General features: G+C 57.2%; 21 protein-coding genes and 2 pseudogenes. 11 read left to right on the top strand and 12 right to left on the bottom strand.

Annotation, left to right across the window (positions count from 1 at the left end):
* Positions 1 to 125 precede the first annotated feature (125 nt).
* The 6 genes from KO539_RS24400 to KO539_RS24375 all read left to right on the top strand — a co-directional run bounded on the left by KO539_RS24400 (position 126) and on the right by KO539_RS24375 (position 3,042).
* On the top strand, positions 126 to 296 hold the full coding sequence (locus KO539_RS24400; protein WP_219312335.1) for a hypothetical protein: 171 nt from the start codon (positions 126 to 128) through the stop codon (positions 294 to 296).
* A 172-nt stretch (positions 297 to 468) separates the two neighbouring features.
* Positions 469 to 708: a hypothetical protein gene (locus tag KO539_RS24395; RefSeq protein ID WP_219312333.1), complete on the top strand. Its 240-nt coding sequence runs from the start codon at positions 469 to 471 to the stop codon at positions 706 to 708.
* Positions 709 to 828: 120 nt separating this feature from the next.
* Complete coding sequence (locus KO539_RS24390; RefSeq protein ID WP_219312331.1) at positions 829 to 1,083, top strand: hypothetical protein; 255 nt, start codon at positions 829 to 831, stop codon at positions 1,081 to 1,083.
* 1,068 nt (positions 1,084 to 2,151) lie between these two features.
* Complete coding sequence (locus KO539_RS24385) at positions 2,152 to 2,442, top strand: hypothetical protein (RefSeq protein WP_219312329.1); 291 nt, start codon at positions 2,152 to 2,154, stop codon at positions 2,440 to 2,442.
* A gap of 22 nt (positions 2,443 to 2,464) precedes the next feature.
* The gene (gene tnpB, locus KO539_RS30755; protein ID WP_219312634.1) at positions 2,465 to 2,698 is read left to right on the top strand and encodes an IS66 family insertion sequence element accessory protein TnpB; all 234 of its coding nucleotides are present in this window, start codon (positions 2,465 to 2,467) and stop codon (positions 2,696 to 2,698) included.
* A complete protein-coding gene (locus KO539_RS24375) occupies positions 2,686 to 3,042 on the top strand; it encodes a hypothetical protein (protein WP_076567848.1) in 357 nt (118 codons plus the stop codon). Before tnpB ends, KO539_RS24375 begins: the two co-directional genes overlap by 13 nt.
* Before the next feature lie 95 nt (positions 3,043 to 3,137).
* On the opposite strand, the gene KO539_RS24370 is transcribed toward KO539_RS24375, so the two are convergent.
* Both KO539_RS24370 and KO539_RS30350 read right to left on the bottom strand, forming a co-directional pair.
* Positions 3,138 to 4,445, bottom strand: coding sequence for an IS66 family transposase (locus KO539_RS24370; protein ID WP_257626439.1), 1,308 nt, complete (start codon positions 4,443 to 4,445; stop codon positions 3,138 to 3,140).
* Positions 4,411 to 4,578, bottom strand: a pseudogene (locus KO539_RS30350) (transposase); the annotation flags it as partial. The pseudogene KO539_RS30350 and the gene KO539_RS24370, both read right to left, overlap by 35 nt.
* Here KO539_RS30350 and KO539_RS24365 point away from each other — a divergent pair.
* A complete protein-coding gene (locus KO539_RS24365; RefSeq protein ID WP_219312661.1) occupies positions 4,522 to 4,869 on the top strand; it encodes a hypothetical protein in 348 nt (115 codons plus the stop codon). The pseudogene KO539_RS30350 and the gene KO539_RS24365 overlap by 57 nt on opposite strands.
* A gap of 19 nt (positions 4,870 to 4,888) precedes the next feature.
* Here KO539_RS24365 and KO539_RS24360 read toward each other — a convergent pair whose 3' ends face one another.
* From KO539_RS24360 to KO539_RS24350, 3 genes are all read right to left on the bottom strand, one after another.
* Positions 4,889 to 5,197 (bottom strand): H-NS family nucleoid-associated regulatory protein, encoded by a 309-nt coding sequence (locus KO539_RS24360; protein ID WP_219312327.1) that lies wholly within the window; start codon positions 5,195 to 5,197, stop codon positions 4,889 to 4,891.
* 280 nt (positions 5,198 to 5,477) lie between these two features.
* Positions 5,478 to 5,744 carry a hypothetical protein gene (locus KO539_RS24355; RefSeq protein ID WP_219312325.1) on the bottom strand — a complete coding sequence of 89 codons (267 nt, stop codon included), beginning with the start codon at positions 5,742 to 5,744 and terminating at the stop codon, positions 5,478 to 5,480.
* Complete coding sequence (locus KO539_RS24350) at positions 5,741 to 6,814, bottom strand: PRTRC system protein D (protein ID WP_257626438.1); 1,074 nt, start codon at positions 6,812 to 6,814, stop codon at positions 5,741 to 5,743. Before KO539_RS24350 ends, KO539_RS24355 begins: the two co-directional genes overlap by 4 nt.
* Positions 6,815 to 8,096: 1,282 nt before the next feature.
* On the opposite strand from KO539_RS24350, the gene KO539_RS24345 reads away from it, so the two are divergent.
* The 3 genes from KO539_RS24345 (at position 8,097) to KO539_RS24335 (ending at position 10,286) form a co-directional block, all read left to right on the top strand.
* Positions 8,097 to 9,170: an integrase domain-containing protein gene (locus tag KO539_RS24345; RefSeq protein ID WP_219312323.1), complete on the top strand. Its 1,074-nt coding sequence runs from the start codon at positions 8,097 to 8,099 to the stop codon at positions 9,168 to 9,170.
* 73 nt (positions 9,171 to 9,243) lie between these two features.
* A complete protein-coding gene (locus tag KO539_RS24340; protein WP_219312321.1) occupies positions 9,244 to 9,777 on the top strand; it encodes a restriction endonuclease in 534 nt (177 codons plus the stop codon).
* An 83-nt stretch (positions 9,778 to 9,860) separates the two neighbouring features.
* Complete coding sequence (locus tag KO539_RS24335) at positions 9,861 to 10,286, top strand: SAM-dependent methyltransferase (RefSeq protein WP_219312630.1); 426 nt, start codon at positions 9,861 to 9,863, stop codon at positions 10,284 to 10,286.
* 388 nt (positions 10,287 to 10,674) lie between these two features.
* Here KO539_RS24335 and KO539_RS24330 read toward each other — a convergent pair whose 3' ends face one another.
* The 5 genes and pseudogenes from KO539_RS24330 to KO539_RS24310 form a co-directional block, all read right to left on the bottom strand.
* Entirely contained in the window at positions 10,675 to 11,592 is a 918-nt protein-coding gene (locus KO539_RS24330; RefSeq protein ID WP_219312319.1) for a hypothetical protein, read from the bottom strand.
* Positions 11,593 to 11,863: 271 nt separating this feature from the next.
* Positions 11,864 to 12,121: a hypothetical protein gene (locus KO539_RS24325; RefSeq protein WP_219312317.1), complete on the bottom strand. Its 258-nt coding sequence runs from the start codon at positions 12,119 to 12,121 to the stop codon at positions 11,864 to 11,866.
* Positions 12,118 to 13,550: pseudogene (locus tag KO539_RS24320) on the bottom strand (IS481 family transposase). The gene KO539_RS24325 and the pseudogene KO539_RS24320 overlap by 4 nt, the downstream one beginning before the upstream one ends.
* Positions 13,551 to 13,655: 105 nt before the next feature.
* Positions 13,656 to 13,814 carry a hypothetical protein gene (locus tag KO539_RS24315; RefSeq protein WP_219312315.1) on the bottom strand — a complete coding sequence of 53 codons (159 nt, stop codon included), beginning with the start codon at positions 13,812 to 13,814 and terminating at the stop codon, positions 13,656 to 13,658.
* Between the two features lie 193 nt (positions 13,815 to 14,007).
* The gene (locus KO539_RS24310; RefSeq protein WP_257626437.1) at positions 14,008 to 16,092 is read right to left on the bottom strand and encodes an ATP-dependent DNA helicase; all 2,085 of its coding nucleotides are present in this window, start codon (positions 16,090 to 16,092) and stop codon (positions 14,008 to 14,010) included.
* Positions 16,093 to 16,710: 618 nt separating this feature from the next.
* On the opposite strand from KO539_RS24310, the gene KO539_RS24305 reads away from it, so the two are divergent.
* Positions 16,711 to 17,547, top strand: coding sequence for a hypothetical protein (locus tag KO539_RS24305; RefSeq protein ID WP_219312313.1), 837 nt, complete (start codon positions 16,711 to 16,713; stop codon positions 17,545 to 17,547).
* A 220-nt stretch (positions 17,548 to 17,767) separates the two neighbouring features.
* Here the strand turns inward: KO539_RS24305 and KO539_RS24300 are convergent, their stop codons facing one another.
* Both KO539_RS24300 and KO539_RS24295 read right to left on the bottom strand, forming a co-directional pair.
* Positions 17,768 to 18,157 carry a hypothetical protein gene (locus tag KO539_RS24300; protein WP_219312311.1) on the bottom strand — a complete coding sequence of 130 codons (390 nt, stop codon included), beginning with the start codon at positions 18,155 to 18,157 and terminating at the stop codon, positions 17,768 to 17,770.
* Positions 18,158 to 19,400: 1,243 nt separating this feature from the next.
* Positions 19,401 to 20,036 carry a hypothetical protein gene (locus KO539_RS24295; protein WP_219312309.1) on the bottom strand — a complete coding sequence of 212 codons (636 nt, stop codon included), beginning with the start codon at positions 20,034 to 20,036 and terminating at the stop codon, positions 19,401 to 19,403.
* Positions 20,037 to 20,210 lie beyond the last annotated feature (174 nt).

Below are 20,210 nucleotides of genomic sequence, written 5' to 3'. Positions count from 1 at the left end.
GAGAGCAACAGGATCTGGCAAATGCGCCACCCTCAACGAAAATGACGAACAGTAAACCAACGAAGAACCAGAAGGTTCTAGCCAAAATGAATACAATCTTCGCGCTTGGGCGTATACGAGTGGCGATGAACATCGATCCGCAAGCAAAGCTGTTGTCGGTCGTCGAAGAAGCTCTTGAAGATGCATGCTGCCAGCGTAGTTTGCTGGAAACGGACGGTCGAGGTGGAACGCCTGAACACCTGATTTTGAATGCCAAGATTGCCCGCTGGGAATTAGTGTGGCGGTTGTTTCGTTAACATCCACTGCGTGCTGTGCATGAACGGCCGTTCGGCAAAACACTGAGGCAATCTGAACCATCGTGCAAACGCGTTTCAGCAACCCACGCCAAATCGCCAGGATGGCCACCGTTAGCCATCACTCCTAAAGTTGAATAGGCAAAACAAGAAATGTTTTATGAGGACAAAGAAAATGACAATGATAACGATTGATCGAACCGTTGAGGATGAAACGACTGAAGGCATTGAGTTCACGCGCGTATATTTCAGCGTCGACGGGCAAGCAACTGCGGAAGAAATTGATACTGTATTGGCAAGTGAAATGGCTGACCTGACCAACTTCCGCTTTGACCACCGTATTAGAAAAGGTGTCTGCGTAACCATCGACTTTGCACCTAAAATTGGGAGCTCTTATGAAATAGCAACCACTTAAAGAAAACCCTCCGACCACATACATGCGGACTTTGAGTGAGCATTGCCAGTGAAGTGACTTTTCGTAATTGATGCGACGATTTGGCAATCCTTACACAAGCGGCTTTGCCTTCGAGAACATATGACGACGATCCTACTCCTGACCAAGACCCAGCCCAAGGTCGGGCGCCTCAAACCTTCGGCTGGTCTGCAGCCTGTCGCTTACTACTGGCAGGGCCAAGGCTGGGTCTACCAATACGCCGTCGGCCTGGCCGTCGCAATAATGCCATACCGGGCGCCATCGACGGCGCAGCAGGATACGTTGGCCGTCGGCCGCCAGCGGGCGGGCACAGAACCTTGCGCCAGCTGGGGACAACACATCGCTGGCACAAGGTAAGCGTCCGCTCAGCGCCGTCTTGAGTGCTGTAGCGATTTGATCGATGATGGCATCACACCGCTGGGAAGCGGCGTGTTTCAGGCCGTTGGAATCTGCCCTGGCACTTGCGCCGGCACATCACCACGAATCAGTGGGTCCGGTCCCGTGGTGTCAATCTTTGCCTTCGGATTGTCCCGCAACCTGGCGGCTACGGCGTGTAAAGTGCGCCCCTAATGTTTGTCAGTCGGGGCAGTCGTTGTCGGCCCTAATACCTCCGACAAGCCAAGCGTGCGGCAAATGATCGGGGGGTAAATTTCCAATCATCGCGACTGAGCAGGCCTGCACGCGAATCGGCGGATCGCCCGCTTGGCGCCACGAACACGTCACGCTGGCGCAGCGCGAGACGCAATTCCAACAAAACGTAAAAGGCTTAGGCATGGAAAACGATAGCATCGCGCTCGCGCAACCCTCACCGCAACCAAGGCTTGGTGATGATTTCACGCGGCGGGTCGTTACTGAGCGCATTCAGCATCATGTAGGCACGAAGCTAGGCAAAAGCAACGAAGTGGGGCTCATCAGCAGTATTACGACAAAGTAAATGTGTTCGGCCACGCACGCTGGGTCGACGCGAACGTTTCCCATCCGACCGTAAAAAAAGCGCTAATGATACAGCCAAGTATCAAAAGCGCCTCTTGCTTACCATCTTGATGGAAGCATTGCTCTCAGGAAGGAACAATAAAATTGTTGAAAATATCACTTAAACTTCATAGCTTTGAGTTCAACATTGACGTACCACCTGCGAATCTCATTGCTGTGCTATCGCTACTGATGCACTAACCAGAAGCCTCGATCGGACTAGCCTCCGTTCGAGGCTTTTTCATTTTACTATCACGATCTAGGTCATGGTCGAAACAAAGTAGCCAAATTGCGTCGTATTTTACTTAGCGTCGCTTGCACTACTAAGGAAGCGCTGATCAATTCGGTTTTCTGGCAAGGTTGGCGCGCCAATTGGTCGTAAGCGGTCAGCCGCTTCACCTGTAACTGGCAAGGTCAAATAGCCATACTGCGGTTTTCATTCAGGAGATCGCGGTGGAGAACCTCACCCGAAAGGCATTATGGCAAGAACGCGTCGGTCAATGGCGAGATAGCGGACTATCGCAGCGCGCCTTTGCGCTGCGGGAGGGCTATCCGGTACGGCAGATGGGCTACTGGGTGCGGTGCCTGAGCAAACAGAACATGGTGCCGCTGCTGCCGGTGAGCGTCAAGCCGGCACCGGCCATGGCGCCGGCACTGGTGCTGTCGGGCCCGGGTGGCTGGAGTATGACGCTGCCGCCGGGCACGTCCGCCAGTTGGCTGGCCGAATTGCTGCGCAGCTTATGATGCAGTTGCAGGCCGCTTCGATCTGGCTGGCGACGCAGCCGGTGGACATGCGCACCGGCATCGACGGCCTGTCGCGGCATGTGCAGACGGTACCGCCTACGTCTTCAGCAACCGCCGCCGCACACGCTTGAAGATGGTGTGCTGGGACGGCAACGGCGTGTTGGCGCACGGTACGGCGGCGTACAGTGCGAGGGTTCTTCCAGTACACTGCGTAGCTCGACTACAAAGCCAGGAAAAAAGACGATGTTACGTTTGATGTTGCCACTGCTGGCCTGCGCCTTACTGGCCGGCTGCGCCCTCACCCGCGTTTCCGACGCCACGCTGGCGGCCGAAGTGGACCAGCTGCACGCGGTCGGCCTGACCATGGACGCGGCCAGAAAGGTCGCCACGGAACAGGGCTTCGAGTGCAGTCCGTACATCAACCGGGACGTCTCGGTATCTACTCCGCAAGGCACGCGCAAGACCGACATGCTCGAATGCAGCAAGAAGTCGCTGGAACTGGTCTGCCCGCAGCGCCGCTACGTGGTGTTTAATATCGAACCTTCTACCGGCTTGGTGCGATCGGTTGGCAAGCGGTTCAACCAGAATTCATGCTTTTGATGTCCAGATCAGCGTAAGCGTCCGCTCAGCGCCTTATTGAGTGCAGGGGCGTTTTGATCGATGATGGCGTCACACCGCTGGGAAGCGACGTGATCTCAAAGGGCTGCTGGCAGGTTGCAGTTCCAGCGCAAGAAATCATCAACCCGATTGACGGGATGATCGGCGATATGCGTCAGCACGTGACGCAACCAGGCTTCAGGATCGACGCCATTGAGCTTGGCCGTTCTGATCAACGAGTAGATCGCGGCGGCGCGCTCGCCGCCGCTGTCGGCGCCGGCGAACAAGTAATTGCGGCGGCCGATGGCCACGCCACGCAAGGCGCGTTCGGCCGCAGAGTTATCAATCTCGATGGCGCCGTCGTCGCAATAGCGCAGCAGCGCGGGCCACAGCTTGAGCGCGTACAGGATTGCTGCCGCCGTGTCGGACTTGCGCGATAAAGTATCGAGCATGCTGCGCAGCCAGCGCTCCAGGTCGTCGAGCAGTGGGCGCGAGAGGGTTTGTCGAACTTGCCTTCGTTCGTCGGGTGGTTTGCCCCGGATCTCGCTCTCGATCAGATAGAGCTCGGCGATCCGGCGCAGCGCCTCGGTGGTCAGCGGCGTTGCGCGCGCTGCGTGCAGGTCGTGAAATTTGCGCCGAGCGTGCGCCCAGCAGGCCGCTTCGCGGATCGTGCCGTCGTCGAACAAGGCGTTGAAACCCGCATAGGCGTCCGCTTGCAGCACTCCCTCAAACTTGGCCAAGTGGGTTTGCGGATGGATGCCCTTGCGGTCGGGCGTGTAGGCAAACCAAACGGCCGGTGGCGTCGAGTCGCCGGCTGGCCGGTCATCGCGCACATAGGTCCACAAGCGCGCCGTCTTGGTTTTGCCATTGCCGGGCGCCAGCACCGGGATCGGCGTGTCGTCGGCATGCAGCTTCGAGGCCGCCAATACGTGGCGGCGAACGGCGTCGACCAACGGGCGCAGCAACGCGCTGGCGGCGCCGACCCAGCTCGCCAGCAGCGCGCGATCGAGGTCGACACCTTCGCGGGCGTAAATAACGGCCTGGCGGTACAGCGGCAGATGATCGGCGAACTTTGCCACCAGGATGTGCGCCAGCAGGCCGGGGCCGGCGATGCCGCGCTCGATCGGACGGCTCGGCGCTGGCGCCTGCACGATCATGTCGCAGCAGGAACAAGCCAGTTTGGGACGCACATAGCGGATCACGCGGAAGCTGGCCGGCACGAACTCCAGTTGCTCGGTCACGTCCTCGCCCAGCTGACGCAGGCCGCCGCCGCAGGCGGGGCAAGCCTCGCTTGGCGGCGCGAAAAACTTTCTCGTCGCGCGGCAGATGCTCGGGCAAGGGCCGGTGCACCGACTTCTTGCGCGGCGCCTGGTCTGCTGCCGGCATCTTGCGCGCCACCTCGCCATCGTCGGCCTGCAGGTCCTCCAGTTGCAGTTCCAGTTGCTCGATCTGCTGGTCCAGCTTTTCTGACTTGCGGCCGAATTGCATGCGCCGCAATTTGGCGATCTGCAGCTTGAGGTGTTCGATCTCGACGGCACGCGTGTTCAACTCGCGCCCACCCAGCGCGAGGCGGAAGGTGGAAGGTGGAAGGTGGAAGGGCAATTGTTGGCCGCATTAAAAATGCTCGTGCCACTCACTACAAACGGTGTCATTGGACGCGAGCCCGTCACAGACCTCAACGGAACGCCGAGCTCCTCTTACTGGGCAACCTCGGGTGGGTGGGAAATGCGGATCAGCGGCGATACATATAAGCAGTATTTCGTGCAGGCCGTACAATGGCACGCGCTGCACGGGCATGGCCTGCCCGCCAGCGTCTTGAAACGGAATTAGCGCACGAAATTGCTAATGATCAAATTTTTACTTGATCGAGTGTCCTACCTGAATCAATCCACTCTTTGACCCATTTTGGTTGACGACCCCGACCACTCCATTCTTGTGAGGCATTGTCCGGATGTCGATATTTAACCGCTACTTTATGAGTCTTGGCTCGGATACCATCCCCTACCAGTTCCTTCACCGATTTTCCAACGCTCTGCGCGATTTGTAAAATTTTCGCTCTCGCTTCATCTAAGTCTTTTTGTTCTCGAATTTTTAGTTGTTTTTTAACATCATCTTGAACGGCGAGTAACTCTGCAACAGTTAATTTTTCCAGATTCATAGAAACCTCTCAGTAATGTTTTAACGACAGCTAAATTAACACATTTCACCGACAACCATCCGGACAGATCCAAAATTCGTTGGCACGAAGGACCGCCTCTAAGCATAGCAGCACCAGGTGTTGAATCTATCGAACTATTGTCATTTCTATATTTCTGATGATTGATCACGTCCATGATGAAAAGTGTGGATAGAGCCACCGCACCGTGCCTGAGCGGCAAGGCGATTTACCAACCTAATGCGATTAGACATCCTCATGAGTAATGCACACTGTTACCGTTTTAACATTTGAGTGGATTCCCAAATAATTCAACTGAAGCTTCATTCAACGAGTTATCATCCTGATCCAGTATTCTCTGTACAGGCGAAAGATTGTCACTCAACGCTGCGGGCAGCCGGGACTCGCTCATCGTCGCAAGACCTGCATAGGCGAGAATTCTGAGACGATTAATTCTCCTCGTTCCTTTTGGAAATCTGTGCAGATCGTCGAACAACAATGCATTATCCTCTCGCATCAGTATGAAGCTCATCCGTATTTCATCCTTCATGCGTCCTCCGCAGTTTCCATTTGACCGGGATCCACACTTACGCGCGCCGCCGTTGTCGCGCCACCTGGTGATTTAACAAATGCCGCACCCGCGTACTGAAAGCCCTTCACATTAGCTAAGATCGGGTCTTTAAGCTCGTGGATCGTGTGCCGTGCGAAGGCGGATTTCAGCGCTTTTTTATAAAAAAAGGCGGCCCCGCCAACTAAGATGATATTTTTGATGTCTGCGGCGTCTCCCACATACCGCATCATTTCGGCGACTGCCTGCTCCGGAATTTTGTTGGCCATCGGAAGGTGCTGGCTGATGTCATAGTCGGCCTGAAAGATCACCGGTTTTTTCCCGTAGCGCAGTGCACGGTCAATGACATCGTAATCCCGGTATTGAGACGACGTAATCCGGCTAATGCCGTCGGCAATGGATTGCAACACATCGAACATTCCCCGGTCAACAGAATGGCTGCGCTTCTCCACCTGCTGCATGCCGTGAGTAACGATCCAATCAAAAGTTCTCCGCCCCGGATCAACGATCAGGCTGCGTTCTTTGCGCAATTCGGCGACCTTATTATGAGCGACTCCGTAATACATCAAGGCTCCAGATGGTTGCGCAACTGCTTTGACGCGTGCAATCGTAACGCACTTGCCCTTGTTCAATTGATGTTCCCCTTGCACTTTCTGCTCGAGCATCGCGACCCAGCGGCGCTGTTTAAACGTGGCGACTGGCAGCCCAACAACTAACAGATCAATATGATCAACCTGCATATATTGAACGGCACCCAATAGCAATGCCATATATTCAGGCGTATTACAGTAGTGGTCGTTTTGCAACATATTTGCTGTGAAAACATCGGCGGCTAAATGAGCGTCAGGTCCGACCTCATAATACAAACCATCGATGGGGACGACAACAGTCTTTCTTTTCGCGCCCCACGCATCGTGCTCCCGCGGCGTCTCGGATGGATGAGCCTGTGACGGAAACATTTCGCATAGAGGCGTACCATCTTCTTTCACTTGGGCCACAAATTTAGTACTTCCGCGTCCCACATCCACTGCGCGTACAACTGGATCCATCATCAACTCCGGCGGGTTATTTGCTTTACTTTACTGCTTTTTATCCGTCACGTCCGACCAATAGATTGCGGTTTTTATGCGTCTTTTCAATTTGTCGCGGCTCCATCGCGTCTGCAGTACGATCCGAATGGTTTTTACATGTGCGTACTTATGCGATAAAGCACCCAAGCTGTTCTGCAAATGCGATGCAAACGCGGCTGAAATGTTGTGAACGCGCGCCAGCACGACTTTGATTCATTCGCATCAATACCTTTTACAATCAGAGGTACGATCCTTTTTTCATTTGTCAAGTGAACAAATACAGTAATATGGTTTTACAATATAAATCAGGGTTCAATTACAATTTTTCGCGGCAAAAAAAAACACCCTTGACTTCGATTTCAATTATGCCTATTCTGGCCATGCTGTCTGGACCTGCTTCCATGACCATCGCGGTCTCAATGCAGCGCCCGTGAGCGTAACCGCCGTCGCAGTCGTGACCTGCCATTGTCGACTGGATCACCAGTCCGTCGTGAAGGGACCATGGAACCATGGCCCACCGTTCTCTTTATCCGATCCTTGAGATCGATGTCCGTACCCAATCAATCCTGAACTGCCGTGAGCCGTCAGGTACGTGATCGCCAGCTGAATGCGATGCACGAGGATAGCCCACAGACATGATCTGGGGCGTGTCGGCATGACCGACATCTCAGCACTTTCTCATTTCTCTATAACATTTTCCGTCGTGCGACCATCCATCGATGACGAGATGCCGCCGTTGCCCGTGAGGCTTCGAGCATATCGGTAAGCACGTAGCGCCAGAAGGTCCGGTGGTAGGACCTGGGATATCGGCGTGGGAAATGGCCTTCTTGACATTCAAAAGTTGGGCCTGGCAGTCAACCAGGCAGCCTTTGCTACGCAAAACGCGTGGCACTGCCCGCCCTTGAGGCGGGGGTAGTCGGGCAGGTGAAATCCACCCGTCTTCGGCATGCGCATTTTTACGACACCATTCGCTCGCGCGATAGACCCTATCCAAGACAGCAATGCGCCTGGGCATGCGCATTGCCTGAACAATTTTGCCCGCATGCCGCACGCTAGTTGGCCGCGATGCGTCGTGTATGAACCCTGGCCAAACATTCGACGGCAGCCTGACAGCAACGCGTCGACAAACAAATTCGAGGCGACCATACGACAAAATCGGTACAGCGATGTAGCCACGCAAGTGAGTGCGCGCCACGTACTGGCACCCAATCCTGCACAATTCCGCACGATAAGGGTTCGTCCGCCTTCGCCATGGAGAAAAGCGATGTCGAACAACAACAACTGGAAGACTCAGTTGGACAGAATTTTACTGGAGTACAACGGCAAGCATGCGTTGCGAAACAAGGTGGTATCGCATAGCACCATGGAGGCGCGCAAGCTTGGACTCGAACGCGCCTTTAATACGCTACGCGCACTAGGTTATAAGCCGACACCTGCAAATCTGAGTGGCAAGCACATTCGTGCACTCATGAACCACTGGACCGCCCGGAGCGGCACGCAATCCGGGCAAACCGCTGCCTCCACTGTACGCCGCCCGTTCAGCGCCGCTTACATTCAACAGCAACTGAGCTTCTTACGGGTGTTCGGCCTATGGATCGGCAAACCCGGCCTGGTACTGGGCGCTGAGCACTACACAGATGACCTGACCCTGGTGACGCGGCACTATTCGGCGCAACGTGACAAAAGCTGGACTGGCAATGGTGTCGAAATCGAGCGGGTGATCGATGCGGTAGCCGCCATCGACGAAAGAGTAGGCGCACAGCTGCGCCTGCTTCTCGCCTTCGGACTGCGGCGCAAGGAAGCAGTGATGTTTTGTCCACACGCATCGGAGGTACCGGCTTACGCATTGCCGGTCGGTTATCCTGCCAGCGGAATCGATCACTACGTCAGTTTCCTGAGGATCAAGCGCGGCACTAAAGGTGGCCGTTTGCGCTTCGCGGCAGTACGAAACGATGCACAGCGCCGGGCGCTGACAGAAGCCTATCGCCTTGCCCGATTCAAGCACTCGCATGTCGGACATCCTGATCTGACGCTCAAGCAGTCACTTGATCTGTTCTCTAACGTGGTGCGCAAGGTCGGTTTAACCAAGACGCAGCTCGGCGTTACGCCTCATGGACTTCGCCATGAGTTCGCCGGCGATCTCTTTTTCGACATTGCCAATTGCCAAGCGCCGGTACGAGCGGGGCACGCCTGCCTGGATGCGGAAGCAATGCGAATCATCTATCACCAGGTCGCACTGCAGATGGGCCACAACCGCCCGCAAATCAGCAATGCATACCTCGGTTCAGCCGTGCAACACAAACCCCGGCAGGAAGCCGATTGTGACGCAGCGCACTGATGCCGGCGTGCGCGTTGGAACCCGATGACGGCGCCAGTCAGTCACGCGTGCTCATTCAATCAAGGAGATGTAAATGCCGCTGCTGTCCTTACTTTGTCGCCTTTCCTCGCGCTGGATTAATGCCTGGCGTTTGCGCCACCGGCCGCGCCATCGCAAAAACATTACCCGCTCCCGCAAGGTGCTTAAACAATTGCGCTCATGGGAAGGCCCCTATGTGAACCCCAGATGTTTCGCGTTTCTGCGTCAGGTCGATCCTCTGGTATTCGAGGAAGTGGTGATGACGGCGCTTGAGGATTGTGGCCTGTTCGTCTGGCGCAATCTACGTTACACCGGCGACGGCGGCGTCGATGGCAAGGCGTGGCATCCCAGGCATGGGTGGTGCGCGGTCCAGGTCAAACGATACTGCCAGCATGTGTCGGCCGACCATGTGCGGGAATTTGCAGATTTAGTGGCAATGCGACGATATCCCGCCGGTTTGTTCGTCCATTCAGGGCGCAGCGGCGCCGCGCTCTACCAACACCTCGGAAAAAGTCGGTTGACCCTGATCAGTGGAGAACGTTTGTTGCAACTGCTGTTGCATCGCCAGCTGGGTCAACTCTGGAAATGAGGATGGTTCATGAGCGGCGTATCGGGAGGTGAAGCGTGCAAACAGACAAAACAATCCTTGACCCATGTTGCGGAAGTCGAATGATGTGGTTTGACCAACGCCACCAGGGCGTTTTATTTGGTGACATCCGAAGCGAGGAACACACCTTGTGCGACGGGCGCGCCTTGAGCATTACTCCGGACGTGGCAATGGACTTTCGGGATATGCCCTTTGATGACGGCTGCTTCAAACTAGTTGTTTTTGACCCTCCACACCTTCGGCGTGCCGGAAAGCATAGCTGGTTAGGCAAGAAGTATGGAATTCTGGGAGACGACTGGCGAATGGATCTGCAACAAGGATTTTCAGAGTGCTTCCGCGTGCTGGCATACGAAGGAATTCTAATTTTTAAGTGGGCGGAGGTGCAGATCAAAACAAGTGAGGTGCTCAAACTCACTGAGAAGAAGCCGCTGTTTGGACATATATCCGGGAAAAAATCCAACACGCATTGGATTTGCTTCATGAAAACTTAGACGTATCGATCCCTAATTGCCCTGTCGCAGTGTACCGACGCGACGCAATCCACATATCGTCGCAAGGTGTCAGAAACGCTCGGAAATATTGGCAGCTCCTTTAATCACCTGGTCTATATACGCCGAAAACAACTCGATCAAGCGGGGACCCGATCAGGAAAAGAACGAGTCTATTAGGCCACCAGCGGAGATCAAAAGGCCCATTTCATTGGGGGCATAACGGGAAATCCGAGTTCTTCTACCAACCACCTCGCGGGACGCGTGTGTAAATGAAAGATGCCCACGTCTTCACTAGAAATATGGGGATGACACCTCGCAGCCATAGCCGAAGGCATCTCACGAAAGGATCGCCGCTATAAAGCCGCAAGCGGCGATCCGAATACCCCATTCAAATAGGGGCAGTGACGCGAAAGCCGATTTCTGGTTCGCCTCGCTCCACCTGGTGCGTGCGCAAATGAAAGATGCCCGCAACGTCGCCCGAAAACCAATGGCCGCCCCGAACCAAGGCTTCGCCCCTGAAATCGTCACCAGCCGACGGCCCGTCGCCCGCACCGATTTCATATGGCCATTCCTCGCTGCGCTCCACTGTTGGAGAGTTCGGCGAAAACGGACCAGCAACGACGCCGTTCGCATCGCCTTGCACGTCGTCGAAGATCCACGAATAGGCATTGCCGGACACGTCGAAAATGGTCTCACCGTTGGATAAGACGTGCCACCGTCGCTCGGACAGGCAGGAAGAACTATGGTTAGCAGGTTGGGGGGCGTCACACAGGCCCTTATGCAGCCCCTGGTACAACCGCCCGTGCCCTACGGCACCACCGGTCCAGTTAACAGGTTGCTTCAGGATGTTGTAAGCGATTGCCAGTGCCTGCCGCTCTGTCAGAAGTGCCATGCCGGATTCGGCACAAACGCTTTTCGCCTTGAGATAGGAAATCGATGTCCACGGTACGCTCCAAGGGTCAATTCGGATGGTACCGAAAGCGCCAAATCCAGATAAGTATTTGCCAACGCGAAACGAAGGTACAAGCTGGCCGCCGACGACGGTATCTGGAACGGTCACCATCTGGTTGTTGTGGCGTGTGCGCGCGATGACCGCGCCGCGAATAGCGCTAGCGCGCAATGGCGCTTCAGTTTCGCACGAGACGGCGTACGCTGCTAAAGCCGCCAACGCATGGCGGTCGTTAGCAGCTGCCAACAAGAGCCGCTCGGGCAGACCTGCCTCCGAACCCAGGGAGATCATGGTGGGAGCGTGAATGGGTTCGTGCAATCCATGAAGCCCAGCCAGAGAAAAAGCATTGTTTGACATGTTCGCCTCCAATAAAAAGTAGGTAGGAAGATCAGTCTAAAAGCGAGTGCAATCCTTTCAACTCCTCCACATTCGCTTTTGACTGTTGTCCTAAAGGACGGGGATTTCTTGGCGCACAAAACAACCCTATCTGAGTCACTTCGGCAGGGGCGGCGCCGCGTCGATTCGAGAAGCGCCTGCCGCCGTTCGCGCAGCGCCTTGAGCCCGCCCCAGCGTTTGTGCGGGCGCAGCGGCACGCCGGACATGTCGCCCAGTTCTCGGCAGAAGTCGGCTAGATTGCTTTGCGGGTGGGCTGCACGGTGACGTCCGGCAGGCGCGCCAGGCGCTCGGCCAACACGCGTAGCACGATGCTCTTGCGGCTACCCGGGTCGCCATGAATCATGGCGAAGCCGCCATCGCGCACATGCACCTGTTCGATGCGCCAGCAGAAGTCATCGATTTGGGGTGGCACGTAAATGGCCTCGGTGGCCAGGTCGGGCGTGAAGGGGGGAAATTTGAGCACGTATAGGGCCAGCAAGTTTTGGGTCACGGTTTTCCCCATCGTTGACAGTAGGCTGGCTGCAAGCCGGTGGCAGCGTAGTTGGCCAGTAGTTCGCGTATCAGCGGCGCCATGCTGATTGGCTCGGCCTGCGTATAAGCAGTGGCGCTGGCGATTGGAACGAGCCAGCGCCGCAACCGCACGCGTTAACTGCCTAGTCGATAGTCGAGCGGCTGCACGGCGCACAGCACGCTGTCATCCTATGCGTCAACCAAATCGACGCGGCGCAGATCCCAGCGCGCATAGAGCACATGGACGTTGGACATATGCAGGTGGCGCCACGCGATCTCGACGCGCGCTCCATCCAGGCTGAAGGTGCCGTCGGCGTGCCGCTGGCGCCACACCACCTCGACGCGGAAGGCGGCGCACAGCGCCGCCGTCGACGGACAGTCGCAGCGGACGTTGGCTCCCTCCAAATAGCCCTGCAGCGGCGTGGCGTGCAACTCCGTGTGTACTCGTCGGTGGTATTCCTGTTCGGCCCAGGCCTGCGTGGCCAGTTTGAGCAAATCGACCGTGAGCGCCTCCTCCACCGCCAGCATCGCCATCAGCCAGTCCTCGACGCGCCTCAAGAACCACTCCTGTTTGGCGTTCTGATAGGGCGCAGCGTCATCTGGTGCAGCACGCCCAGCGATGCCAGGCCTATAGTGCTCTCGGCAGCAAGCATGGCGGCGCCTTTGTCGGTCATCAGGACGTGCGGTAGACCGCGCTTCGTGAAGGCCTGGCACAGGCCGTATATCATGCAGGCGGCCGATTCGTCGAGATACCACTGCAGATGGCATACCTGATGCGAACAGTCCTCAATCACGCCCAACAGCATCGACTTGGACCAATCGACGCCGGATGTGAGCACCTTGCGCGCGCCTTGATGGAAGTCCAGGTGCCCCAGCACGTTGACATGCTTGACCACTTAGCTGTGAACCTCCAGCTGTTCGAGCCGTTCGCACGCCGCCAGCGCGCCGGGGCTGGTGCTGGTGCGCGTCAGCAAGGCCTGGTACGGAATCCCGTGCGCGCGCAGGTAGCGCCACAGCGACGGGTAGAACGGTAGCGCGCTGCAGCCCAGGGCGATCTTCATATTGTCGAAGTGCAGTTGCAGATTCCAGCCGGGGTGTGCGTCGTACTGGGTGCGCAACGTGGCGATGACCGCCGACGCCAGGCTGGAGAGGTTTCTCCGGTCGCCACGCCGACTATCAAGCCGCCGGTTGACGGGGTCGCCGGCGTCGCGCGCGGCGTAGAACCAGCTCTCGATGGTTGCGGTGGCGAAGTGGACGACGGCGCCGGAGATCGGGTGGCGCCAGGTCTTGGCCGCCAGTTCGCGCAGGGCACCGTACAACTGGCCCTGCTATGGCGGCGCCGCCAGCAGTGGACCGACGATCCAGAAGCGCAAATGCGTCCAGTGATCGCGCTCGGGAGTGGCGGGCATCGAACTCAAACAGGTCTCCTTGAATAGCAGGCGCCGACGGGGCCACATGCTCAGAAAGCCTACACGGGGAGCCAACGGGAGACTATCGGCGTCTTCTGCGTGCGCTCAACGGCCCTGCCGTGACGTGATCGGCATGGAGCCTGTCAACGGCGCCAGGAACATCAGCAGGTGCCGCATCGCCTCGTCGCCGCAGCCGGCAAAGCGCGACAGCAACACGCTCGGCGGCAGCGCCATATCGAGCGGCGGCATGAAGCGCGTGCACATCGCCTTCCACAGGCGGGTGGTAGGGAGGCTCTCGCGTCAACGCTCGACGGTGCGCTGCGCCATCGATAACGTCAATAACGTTATCAGGCAGTAGATCGAACAGCTGCAGACGCCGCACTAGACGCACCAAACTGGACGGCTGCGCCATCCGTACTCGTCACCTCGTGAAGACCGATATAAAGAGCGCAACCGATCAGTCGTGACATTTGGGTGTCGAACCAGCGCCACGGCGCCTCCCAGCCAGCATCTGAAAGAAATGCTTCACCTCCGCAGCGTCGCGAGTCCGCTTAAACGGCGGCAGGCTTTGCCAGATTCGCTTGCCATACGGCTTGGTAACGATCCGCTCATCGCAAATCATCAGTACGCCTCTGTCCTCTTCATCGCGAATAAGCCGTCCGGCTCCCTGTTTCAGGTTGATGATCGCTTCGGGAAGCGAATGATGAACAAAACTATTTTTACCCTGCCGCTCCATCACTTCGATGCGTGCGGCCAACACCGGGTCATCTGGTGGAGCGAAGGGAAGCTTATCAATAATCACCAACGACAATGCGTCGCCGCGCACGTCAACACCTTCCCAGAAACTCTGGCTACCAATGAGCACGCCGTTGCCAGCGGCGCGGAACCGGTCGAGCAATTCGGTGCGCCCGTGTTCACCCTGAACAAATAGCGGAAATGCCAGCCCACGTTTTCGAAATGCTGTCGCTAATTGCTCGGCTGCACGCCGCATGGCACGCAAGGTGGTGCACAACAAGAACGTGCGTCCGCCGGCCGCCTCAATAATCGGCAGCGCACAATCGACCACCGCATCGGTATACTCGGCGCAATTGGCCGCTGGTAGTCCGTGAGGAACAAAAAGCAAGCCTTGATTGGTGTAATCGAACGGACTTGGCCACGTTTGTGCCGCATCACCGTGTAGCCCCATCTGCGTCGCAAAGTGCTCAAAATTGTTCTTCACGGCCAATGTAGCCGACGTGAAAATCCAGGCGCGTGCTTTACCGCTGCGCTGCTTGTTGAATTTTGGCGCGATCGATAGTGGCGTACGATGTAATTGCAGCGTGGTCGCGAACGTTTCGACCCAGAAGATCGCTTTCTCGCTCTGCGGCCCAGGTGTGTCACTCCCCCATCCAGCCAACTGCTTGGCAAGCTCCAAACCCCGCTTGTGACTATGTTTCAGCGATTCGGTGCGCTCGGTGTGCATTTCCAACACGGCATTCGTGTTATCGAGTCGTTCCCGTACATTGTGTAGCGCCACCGCAAATTCAGGCGTATTGCGCAGTTGAGAGAGAGAAAGTCGCACAGGTTCACGCGGGAGCGCCAGGCGCAGGTTGCGCACGGCAGTATCCAATGAGCTAATCATTTTTGTCCAGGCCGCCTCGCGTATGTGCGCCAATCCTTCAGCGAGCACGTCACGCCCCCATTCCAGGATGTGTGACGTCGAGATCATGTCACCAAAAAACAGCGTGGCCGTTTCCGGTAGCTGGTGCGCTTCGTCAAAAATGACGGTGTCGGCCGAGGGCAACAATTCCGCCGTACCAGTCTCTTTTAGCGCCAAGTCGGCAAAGAAAAGATGATGGTTGACCACGACAAGATCAGCCTTTTGCGCCTCCTTGCGTGCCTTCAACAGGAAGCACTCCTGCGCATACGCGCATTCGGCGCCCCGGCAGTTTTCCCGTGTAGACGTCACCACGCTCCAAATGGGCGCATTCTCAGCAATGTTGGGCAGCTCGGACTTATCACCGGTTGCCGTGTTCTTGATGAAATGGGCGATCTCGCGCAGATGGGCAAGGTCTTCCCGGCTTGTCATGGTTCCCTTGGAAAGGGCACGATCAAGGTGGTAGTGACAAACGTAATTGGCACGGCCCTTGAGTAGCGTGACCGAACCAGAGGACTGGAGCAAACGGCGCACCGTCGGGATATCACGAGAAAAGAGCTGATCCTGCAGCGTTTTTGTTCCCGTCGAAATGATGGTTTTTCCGCCCCACAACAGCGCCGGCACCAGGTAGGCAAAAGTTTTACCCGTGCCGGTGCCTGCTTCAGCCATCAGGGCCGATTTACTCCCAATCGCCACCGCCACCGACTTGGCCATATCGGTTTGGGAGCAGCGTGTCCGGTAGCCAGCCCGGCCGAACGGCCCATCCGCTCCAAACACAGCCTCGATCCGCTCATCGCGTGAGCGGTTGCCCCCCTGCGGCCCGCCACCTTGCTCGAATGCAGAGGAATTACCGTCTGTTTCCTTTGCCGCCGATACGCACGGCATGGATGGTGATCGATGAGCCATGTGAATACCTCTTGAGTTGAAACGTCCGCGTTACAGAAAGATGCCCGCCCATTCCACCTCGCGACGACCACATTGACGCGCGCCGATAAAATGCCACCGGCGTTCGCCAACGCTAATAGTTAAACCCACAATTGTCAGAGGAAAACATCAAATTGTGTTTCATTAATCGACTTCGATAAGGTGCGCAGAAAGATTAACGGATAGGCAGACCTAGTTTACGGCGCGAAATTGGCGTAGCAAGGTAGCGCGCGCCTGCGCGGGAACACCGGTCCATCTGCGCGAACTTCAAGCAGACAGCTGGCCGGCCCCGACTAGACTCTTCGCTACCGACGGCTGCTACATGTGAATTGCGTATCGCGCCATATGCACAGCAGTCGCCGATGCATTCACAGCACTGCGGAACCGGGATCGCTACTTCTTCCCGGGCGACGCGACACCGGGGCTGTCATGCGATAAACTACTTGCAGTGATCTCCAACAATCTTGACGACGCACTGGAAATGACAGATAGGTCAGACAACAACAGCGATGTGCGGATTGACTGTGCGAAGGACATCATCGAGCAAGCGCGATGCGCTGGGCGATAGGGGCATTGAATTCTCATCCAAGGCGCAGGAAGATGCCGAATAATTTGACTCCTGAGCGCAGCGCACGCCATCAGATACTTGACCTAGCCTGCGAGGTCAGCCTTTACCGCGTAGTCGGTCGCCCATGTTTTTATGAGTTGGTCGAGCGTGCCCGCCATGTCGCTCAAGCAGCCGCGCGCGAGGGCGTGCCGTTGCATACGCCGCTGACGGAGCTGTTCATCGAGCAACAGCATAGGTATGGCAGCGGTGAGACGTTGGGATGGCATTATCGCCGCGCTTACTGCAGCGTCGACGCCAGCCTTGATCCCATGCAGTTTTTTTCAATCACCTACGCCAATAATTTAATGACCATCGAGAGCCGAAGGGTACGCGGCGCCAGCGGCGAAATTGTACTGAATGAAAGTTCATTGGACCAGATTATCGCGTGCGTCGAGTACGACACCCCACAAAGCTACAACAGCTGGGCTCCCGATGAGCACCCTGTCGGTGGCGCTCCCCTGTTACTGCGCATCGACGACGACCAGCCCCAAGTCGGCCAGCTTTGCCTGGAAGCTGGGGATCTCCACCCTTGCCGTGGTTCGCTCTACTTTGGCGAGCAGGTGCAAGAGAGTGAGCAAATGACAGCGTTCTGTCGACTGGGAGCGCTTGTGCACGCTTTATTCGCCGAGAATCGTCCCACTACGGCACAACGAGCCAATGCAGAGAAACGGGCATCGGAGATTATTGGTAAAGCCAGCTCCTTCTGCTTCTTTCCAAGTAGCGGATTCTGCTACTCATGCGGTGCTGATGTAACCGAAGGAGTGACCAATCTAGCCGCAGCGGCCTCAAAAACCGGCTGTCACTTATGCGGCGGAACGTGGTGCGATTGAACCTGAACGACTTCATTTGGCACCTTCCCCGCCCTTAAAGATAGGGAGGGTGTCAATAGCAGAATACCCGGAACACGAAACGACGGGCCGCCAGTTCGTCTGGCGCCTACAGCCGTTGCAGGTAGGTGACGTTTCAGCACATTTACGCTAGTGCCGAGCAACGGCCGCCCGATCGGGCTGGCGCTGCCGGCAAAGTCGACCACTTCGAGCCGGTAAAAGGTCACGCGCACGGTGGTTTCCGAGATGCCGCACAAGTTGACCTGGTCGAACGGTTGCGCGCGGCCCAGTCCAGCAGCGCGGCCGGTGCCAGCCGGTCGTCGCCGAAGATGACGTAGCGCAGCCGGCCCAGCCCGGACCTGGTGCTAGCAGGCTCGTTCCGGAGCCGGATCTCTGCCGCGTAGCGCAACTGGCCAGCCACCCAGTCGGGATAGGAACACGAGCGCGGAGGAAGGTCCGCGGCGGCGTTCAGCAAAAGTTCTAAGAAATTGAGCAATATGCTTAATGAAACACAGTCGGTGATAAGGCGCGCGACGATGGCGACGCCGCTCCGGCAGCACTCGTGAATTCCGGGGTGGGCGATGCGCAGCGTGCCTTCCCATACCGTGCACAAGGTTTCCTAGGCCGCGCCGGAAGCCGCCTGGTGCCTTATGCCTGAAGCCAGCGCGGGCGCCGATACCGGAGTGGGTAGGGCGGGCCTCCCTACCTTGCCGGAAGAATTCAGCGGCACTGCCGGTAGGGAAACGAAATCCGCCTGCGCCATGTAGGCGGGCAGGCCCCGGCCGAAGAAGTCGATCCGCTAGGAGCGGGTGAGAGCCGGGCCCGTCACCGGGTAGGCCCCCAGTTCATGGTAATTGCCAACGGCACCGGAGCCAGTAAGCTTCCCGCGGCCACGGCCGGGCGAGCGCAACCGGCTTACGATTACGCCGAGTTCAATCTGGAGACCGAGGATTTTTACCTGGTCGTTGGCACTGCCCAAGTATTTCTAAAGTGGTATCGGCCTGGCAGCTTCCCTGGTCGCCGCTGCGGTAGGCGCGCCCACCGGAAGGCAGCATGACGAAGCACTGCACGTTCTGCCGCGGGTCGTTACCATAGCGGCCCCCCAGGCCGGTGCCGCTCACGCCTGCCGCCACCGGGTGGACCGCTCGTCGAACACCAGCACCTGACAATTGGCCAACGCGCGCCCCAGCGGCACGATGGGCGCGTCAGGCAGCCGCCCGGGCGATGCGCAGGCCGGTCGCGTCGACGCAGCATCCGGTCGGTCCTTAGACATTGCTCACGGCGATGCGACATACGGCCGCGCTCTGGTACAGCGCGAGCGGCAAGAAAAGAGTACCTGGCGGTCCGAAGTTAGCGCCCAGGGCGGCGCAAGCGCTGTCGCGCAGGGGTGCAGTGCCGCCGCGTGAAGGCGTCGGCCAGGTTGCCGCATGGCTGCCAACCCTGGTGCAGGTATGCTGGCCACTGCGGCAGCGTGTTAGGCGAGCGCGGGGTATACGCCAGGATGATTCCCCCGCCGCAGCCATGCGCGCGTCCGGTGCAGCGAGATGACCATCAAAGGCATCAGCGGCAGGGCCGCGACGATCTGGAGGCCGATGCCAAGTTCAACTCCAAGAGCACAGAAAGCGTCTGCCCAGCACCGTCTGCAATTGGTACGCATGGGGCATAACCGAAGACTGCACCACTCAACGCGGAGATGACTGACAGTCAAGGCCTGCGCAATGCGATAGCGCCATCCTTTTTCATCGCGCTTAACGTCGATACGATCGCGACAGTGTTCCGGTTACGGAGGTGTAGGGCTGATCACGATCCCGAATTTGCACGAATTCGGTCTCTGTTGAAGTAAGGGCCGGTTAACCTCACATTTGGCCGTAAGGGTGAGCCGGATCTGCGACGACGACCTGACCATTGACTCGCATCATGAAATTTAATTCGGTCCTTAGATCGGCAAGGCAGCGCCAAGCGAAGCACTCTTCGGCGAGGATGCGCATCGCGGCTGAAAACTGATCGACGTCTTCTGGAGGGACAACAATATCACCTGATGCAATTCTATAACTGACGTCCAGCAGACGTGCGTGTACAAGACCTGGACTATCGGCGCGAAATGAGCCCCGATATCCATCAACGACCGAAACGACCCATTCGGGGCAGCCTTCCTGAAGGCGCTCAACAACCGCCGCGTGATAAACAGTATCTTCAGCATCGCTGGCCTGCTGTTCGAGCAACAAATCAACGCGCGGAAAATAATGGGACCGAGTACTCAACTTCTGCATGATTTTCAAGGTCGTCAAGTCGCGTGTAAGTTTCAGTACGCGTTCGTTATCGATGGCATAGACGAGTGAAAACGCCCCGTGCCCGAGAAAGTTGCCGACCCCGTCGTCCAAAATTGATCGCACGATAGGGTCGCACTTGGGCAAGATACTCAGGCGGTTCTGCGCTGCCCATTCTCGATTCAGTCGCGCCATTTCCGCTTGTCCGTGGGCATTCTGGTTCAAAATTCGTTTGCTTGGTTGGTCTCTGCGCATATGTTTTCTGGCGTAAGTTAAATTGCACAATGGGATAATCCCTCATTTCTTGTAGACGCTCTTGAGGCTAAGCGTGAACGGCTGGGCACTACACCGGGCGGCTCCAGCGCCGCAGTCCAGTTCCAGTGCTCATGCGTCTTGAAT

It is taken from the genome of Janthinobacterium sp. NKUCC06_STL (assembly GCF_019345455.1).
GTDB lineage: Bacteria > Pseudomonadota > Gammaproteobacteria > Burkholderiales > Burkholderiaceae_D > Janthinobacterium > Janthinobacterium rivuli.
Note: the sequence above shows the minus strand (reverse complement) of the source record. Positions and strands in the feature narration are given on the sequence as shown.

What these genes read in the sequence shown, in the direction of transcription:
- KO539_RS24400 (WP_219312335.1), top strand. Translation starts at nt 126, where the DNA reads ATGAACATCGATCCGCAAGCAAAGCTGTTGTCGGTCGTCGAAGAAGCT.
- KO539_RS24360 (WP_219312327.1), bottom strand. Translation starts at nt 5,197, where the DNA reads ATGAATCTGGAAAAATTAACTGTTGCAGAGTTACTCGCCGTTCAAGAT.
- KO539_RS24375 (WP_076567848.1), top strand. Translation starts at nt 2,686, where the DNA reads ATGTTACGTTTGATGTTGCCACTGCTGGCCTGCGCCTTACTGGCCGGC.
- KO539_RS24355 (WP_219312325.1), bottom strand. Translation starts at nt 5,744, where the DNA reads ATGAAGGATGAAATACGGATGAGCTTCATACTGATGCGAGAGGATAAT.
- KO539_RS24395 (WP_219312333.1), top strand. Translation starts at nt 469, where the DNA reads ATGACAATGATAACGATTGATCGAACCGTTGAGGATGAAACGACTGAA.
- KO539_RS24350 (WP_257626438.1), bottom strand. Translation starts at nt 6,814, where the DNA reads ATGATGGATCCAGTTGTACGCGCAGTGGATGTGGGACGCGGAAGTACT.
- KO539_RS24335 (WP_219312630.1), top strand. Translation starts at nt 9,861, where the DNA reads ATGTGGTTTGACCAACGCCACCAGGGCGTTTTATTTGGTGACATCCGA.
- KO539_RS24370 (WP_257626439.1), bottom strand. Translation starts at nt 4,445, where the DNA reads ATGGCGAGGTGGCGCGCAAGATGCCGGCAGCAGACCAGGCGCCGCGCA.
- KO539_RS24330 (WP_219312319.1), bottom strand. Translation starts at nt 11,592, where the DNA reads ATGTCAAACAATGCTTTTTCTCTGGCTGGGCTTCATGGATTGCACGAA.
- KO539_RS24315 (WP_219312315.1), bottom strand. Translation starts at nt 13,814, where the DNA reads ATGTGCACGCGCTTCATGCCGCCGCTCGATATGGCGCTGCCGCCGAGC.
- KO539_RS24340 (WP_219312321.1), top strand. Translation starts at nt 9,244, where the DNA reads ATGCCGCTGCTGTCCTTACTTTGTCGCCTTTCCTCGCGCTGGATTAAT.
- KO539_RS24345 (WP_219312323.1), top strand. Translation starts at nt 8,097, where the DNA reads ATGTCGAACAACAACAACTGGAAGACTCAGTTGGACAGAATTTTACTG.
- KO539_RS24305 (WP_219312313.1), top strand. Translation starts at nt 16,711, where the DNA reads ATGCCGAATAATTTGACTCCTGAGCGCAGCGCACGCCATCAGATACTT.
- KO539_RS24310 (WP_257626437.1), bottom strand. Translation starts at nt 16,092, where the DNA reads ATGGCTCATCGATCACCATCCATGCCGTGCGTATCGGCGGCAAAGGAA.
- KO539_RS24390 (WP_219312331.1), top strand. Translation starts at nt 829, where the DNA reads ATGACGACGATCCTACTCCTGACCAAGACCCAGCCCAAGGTCGGGCGC.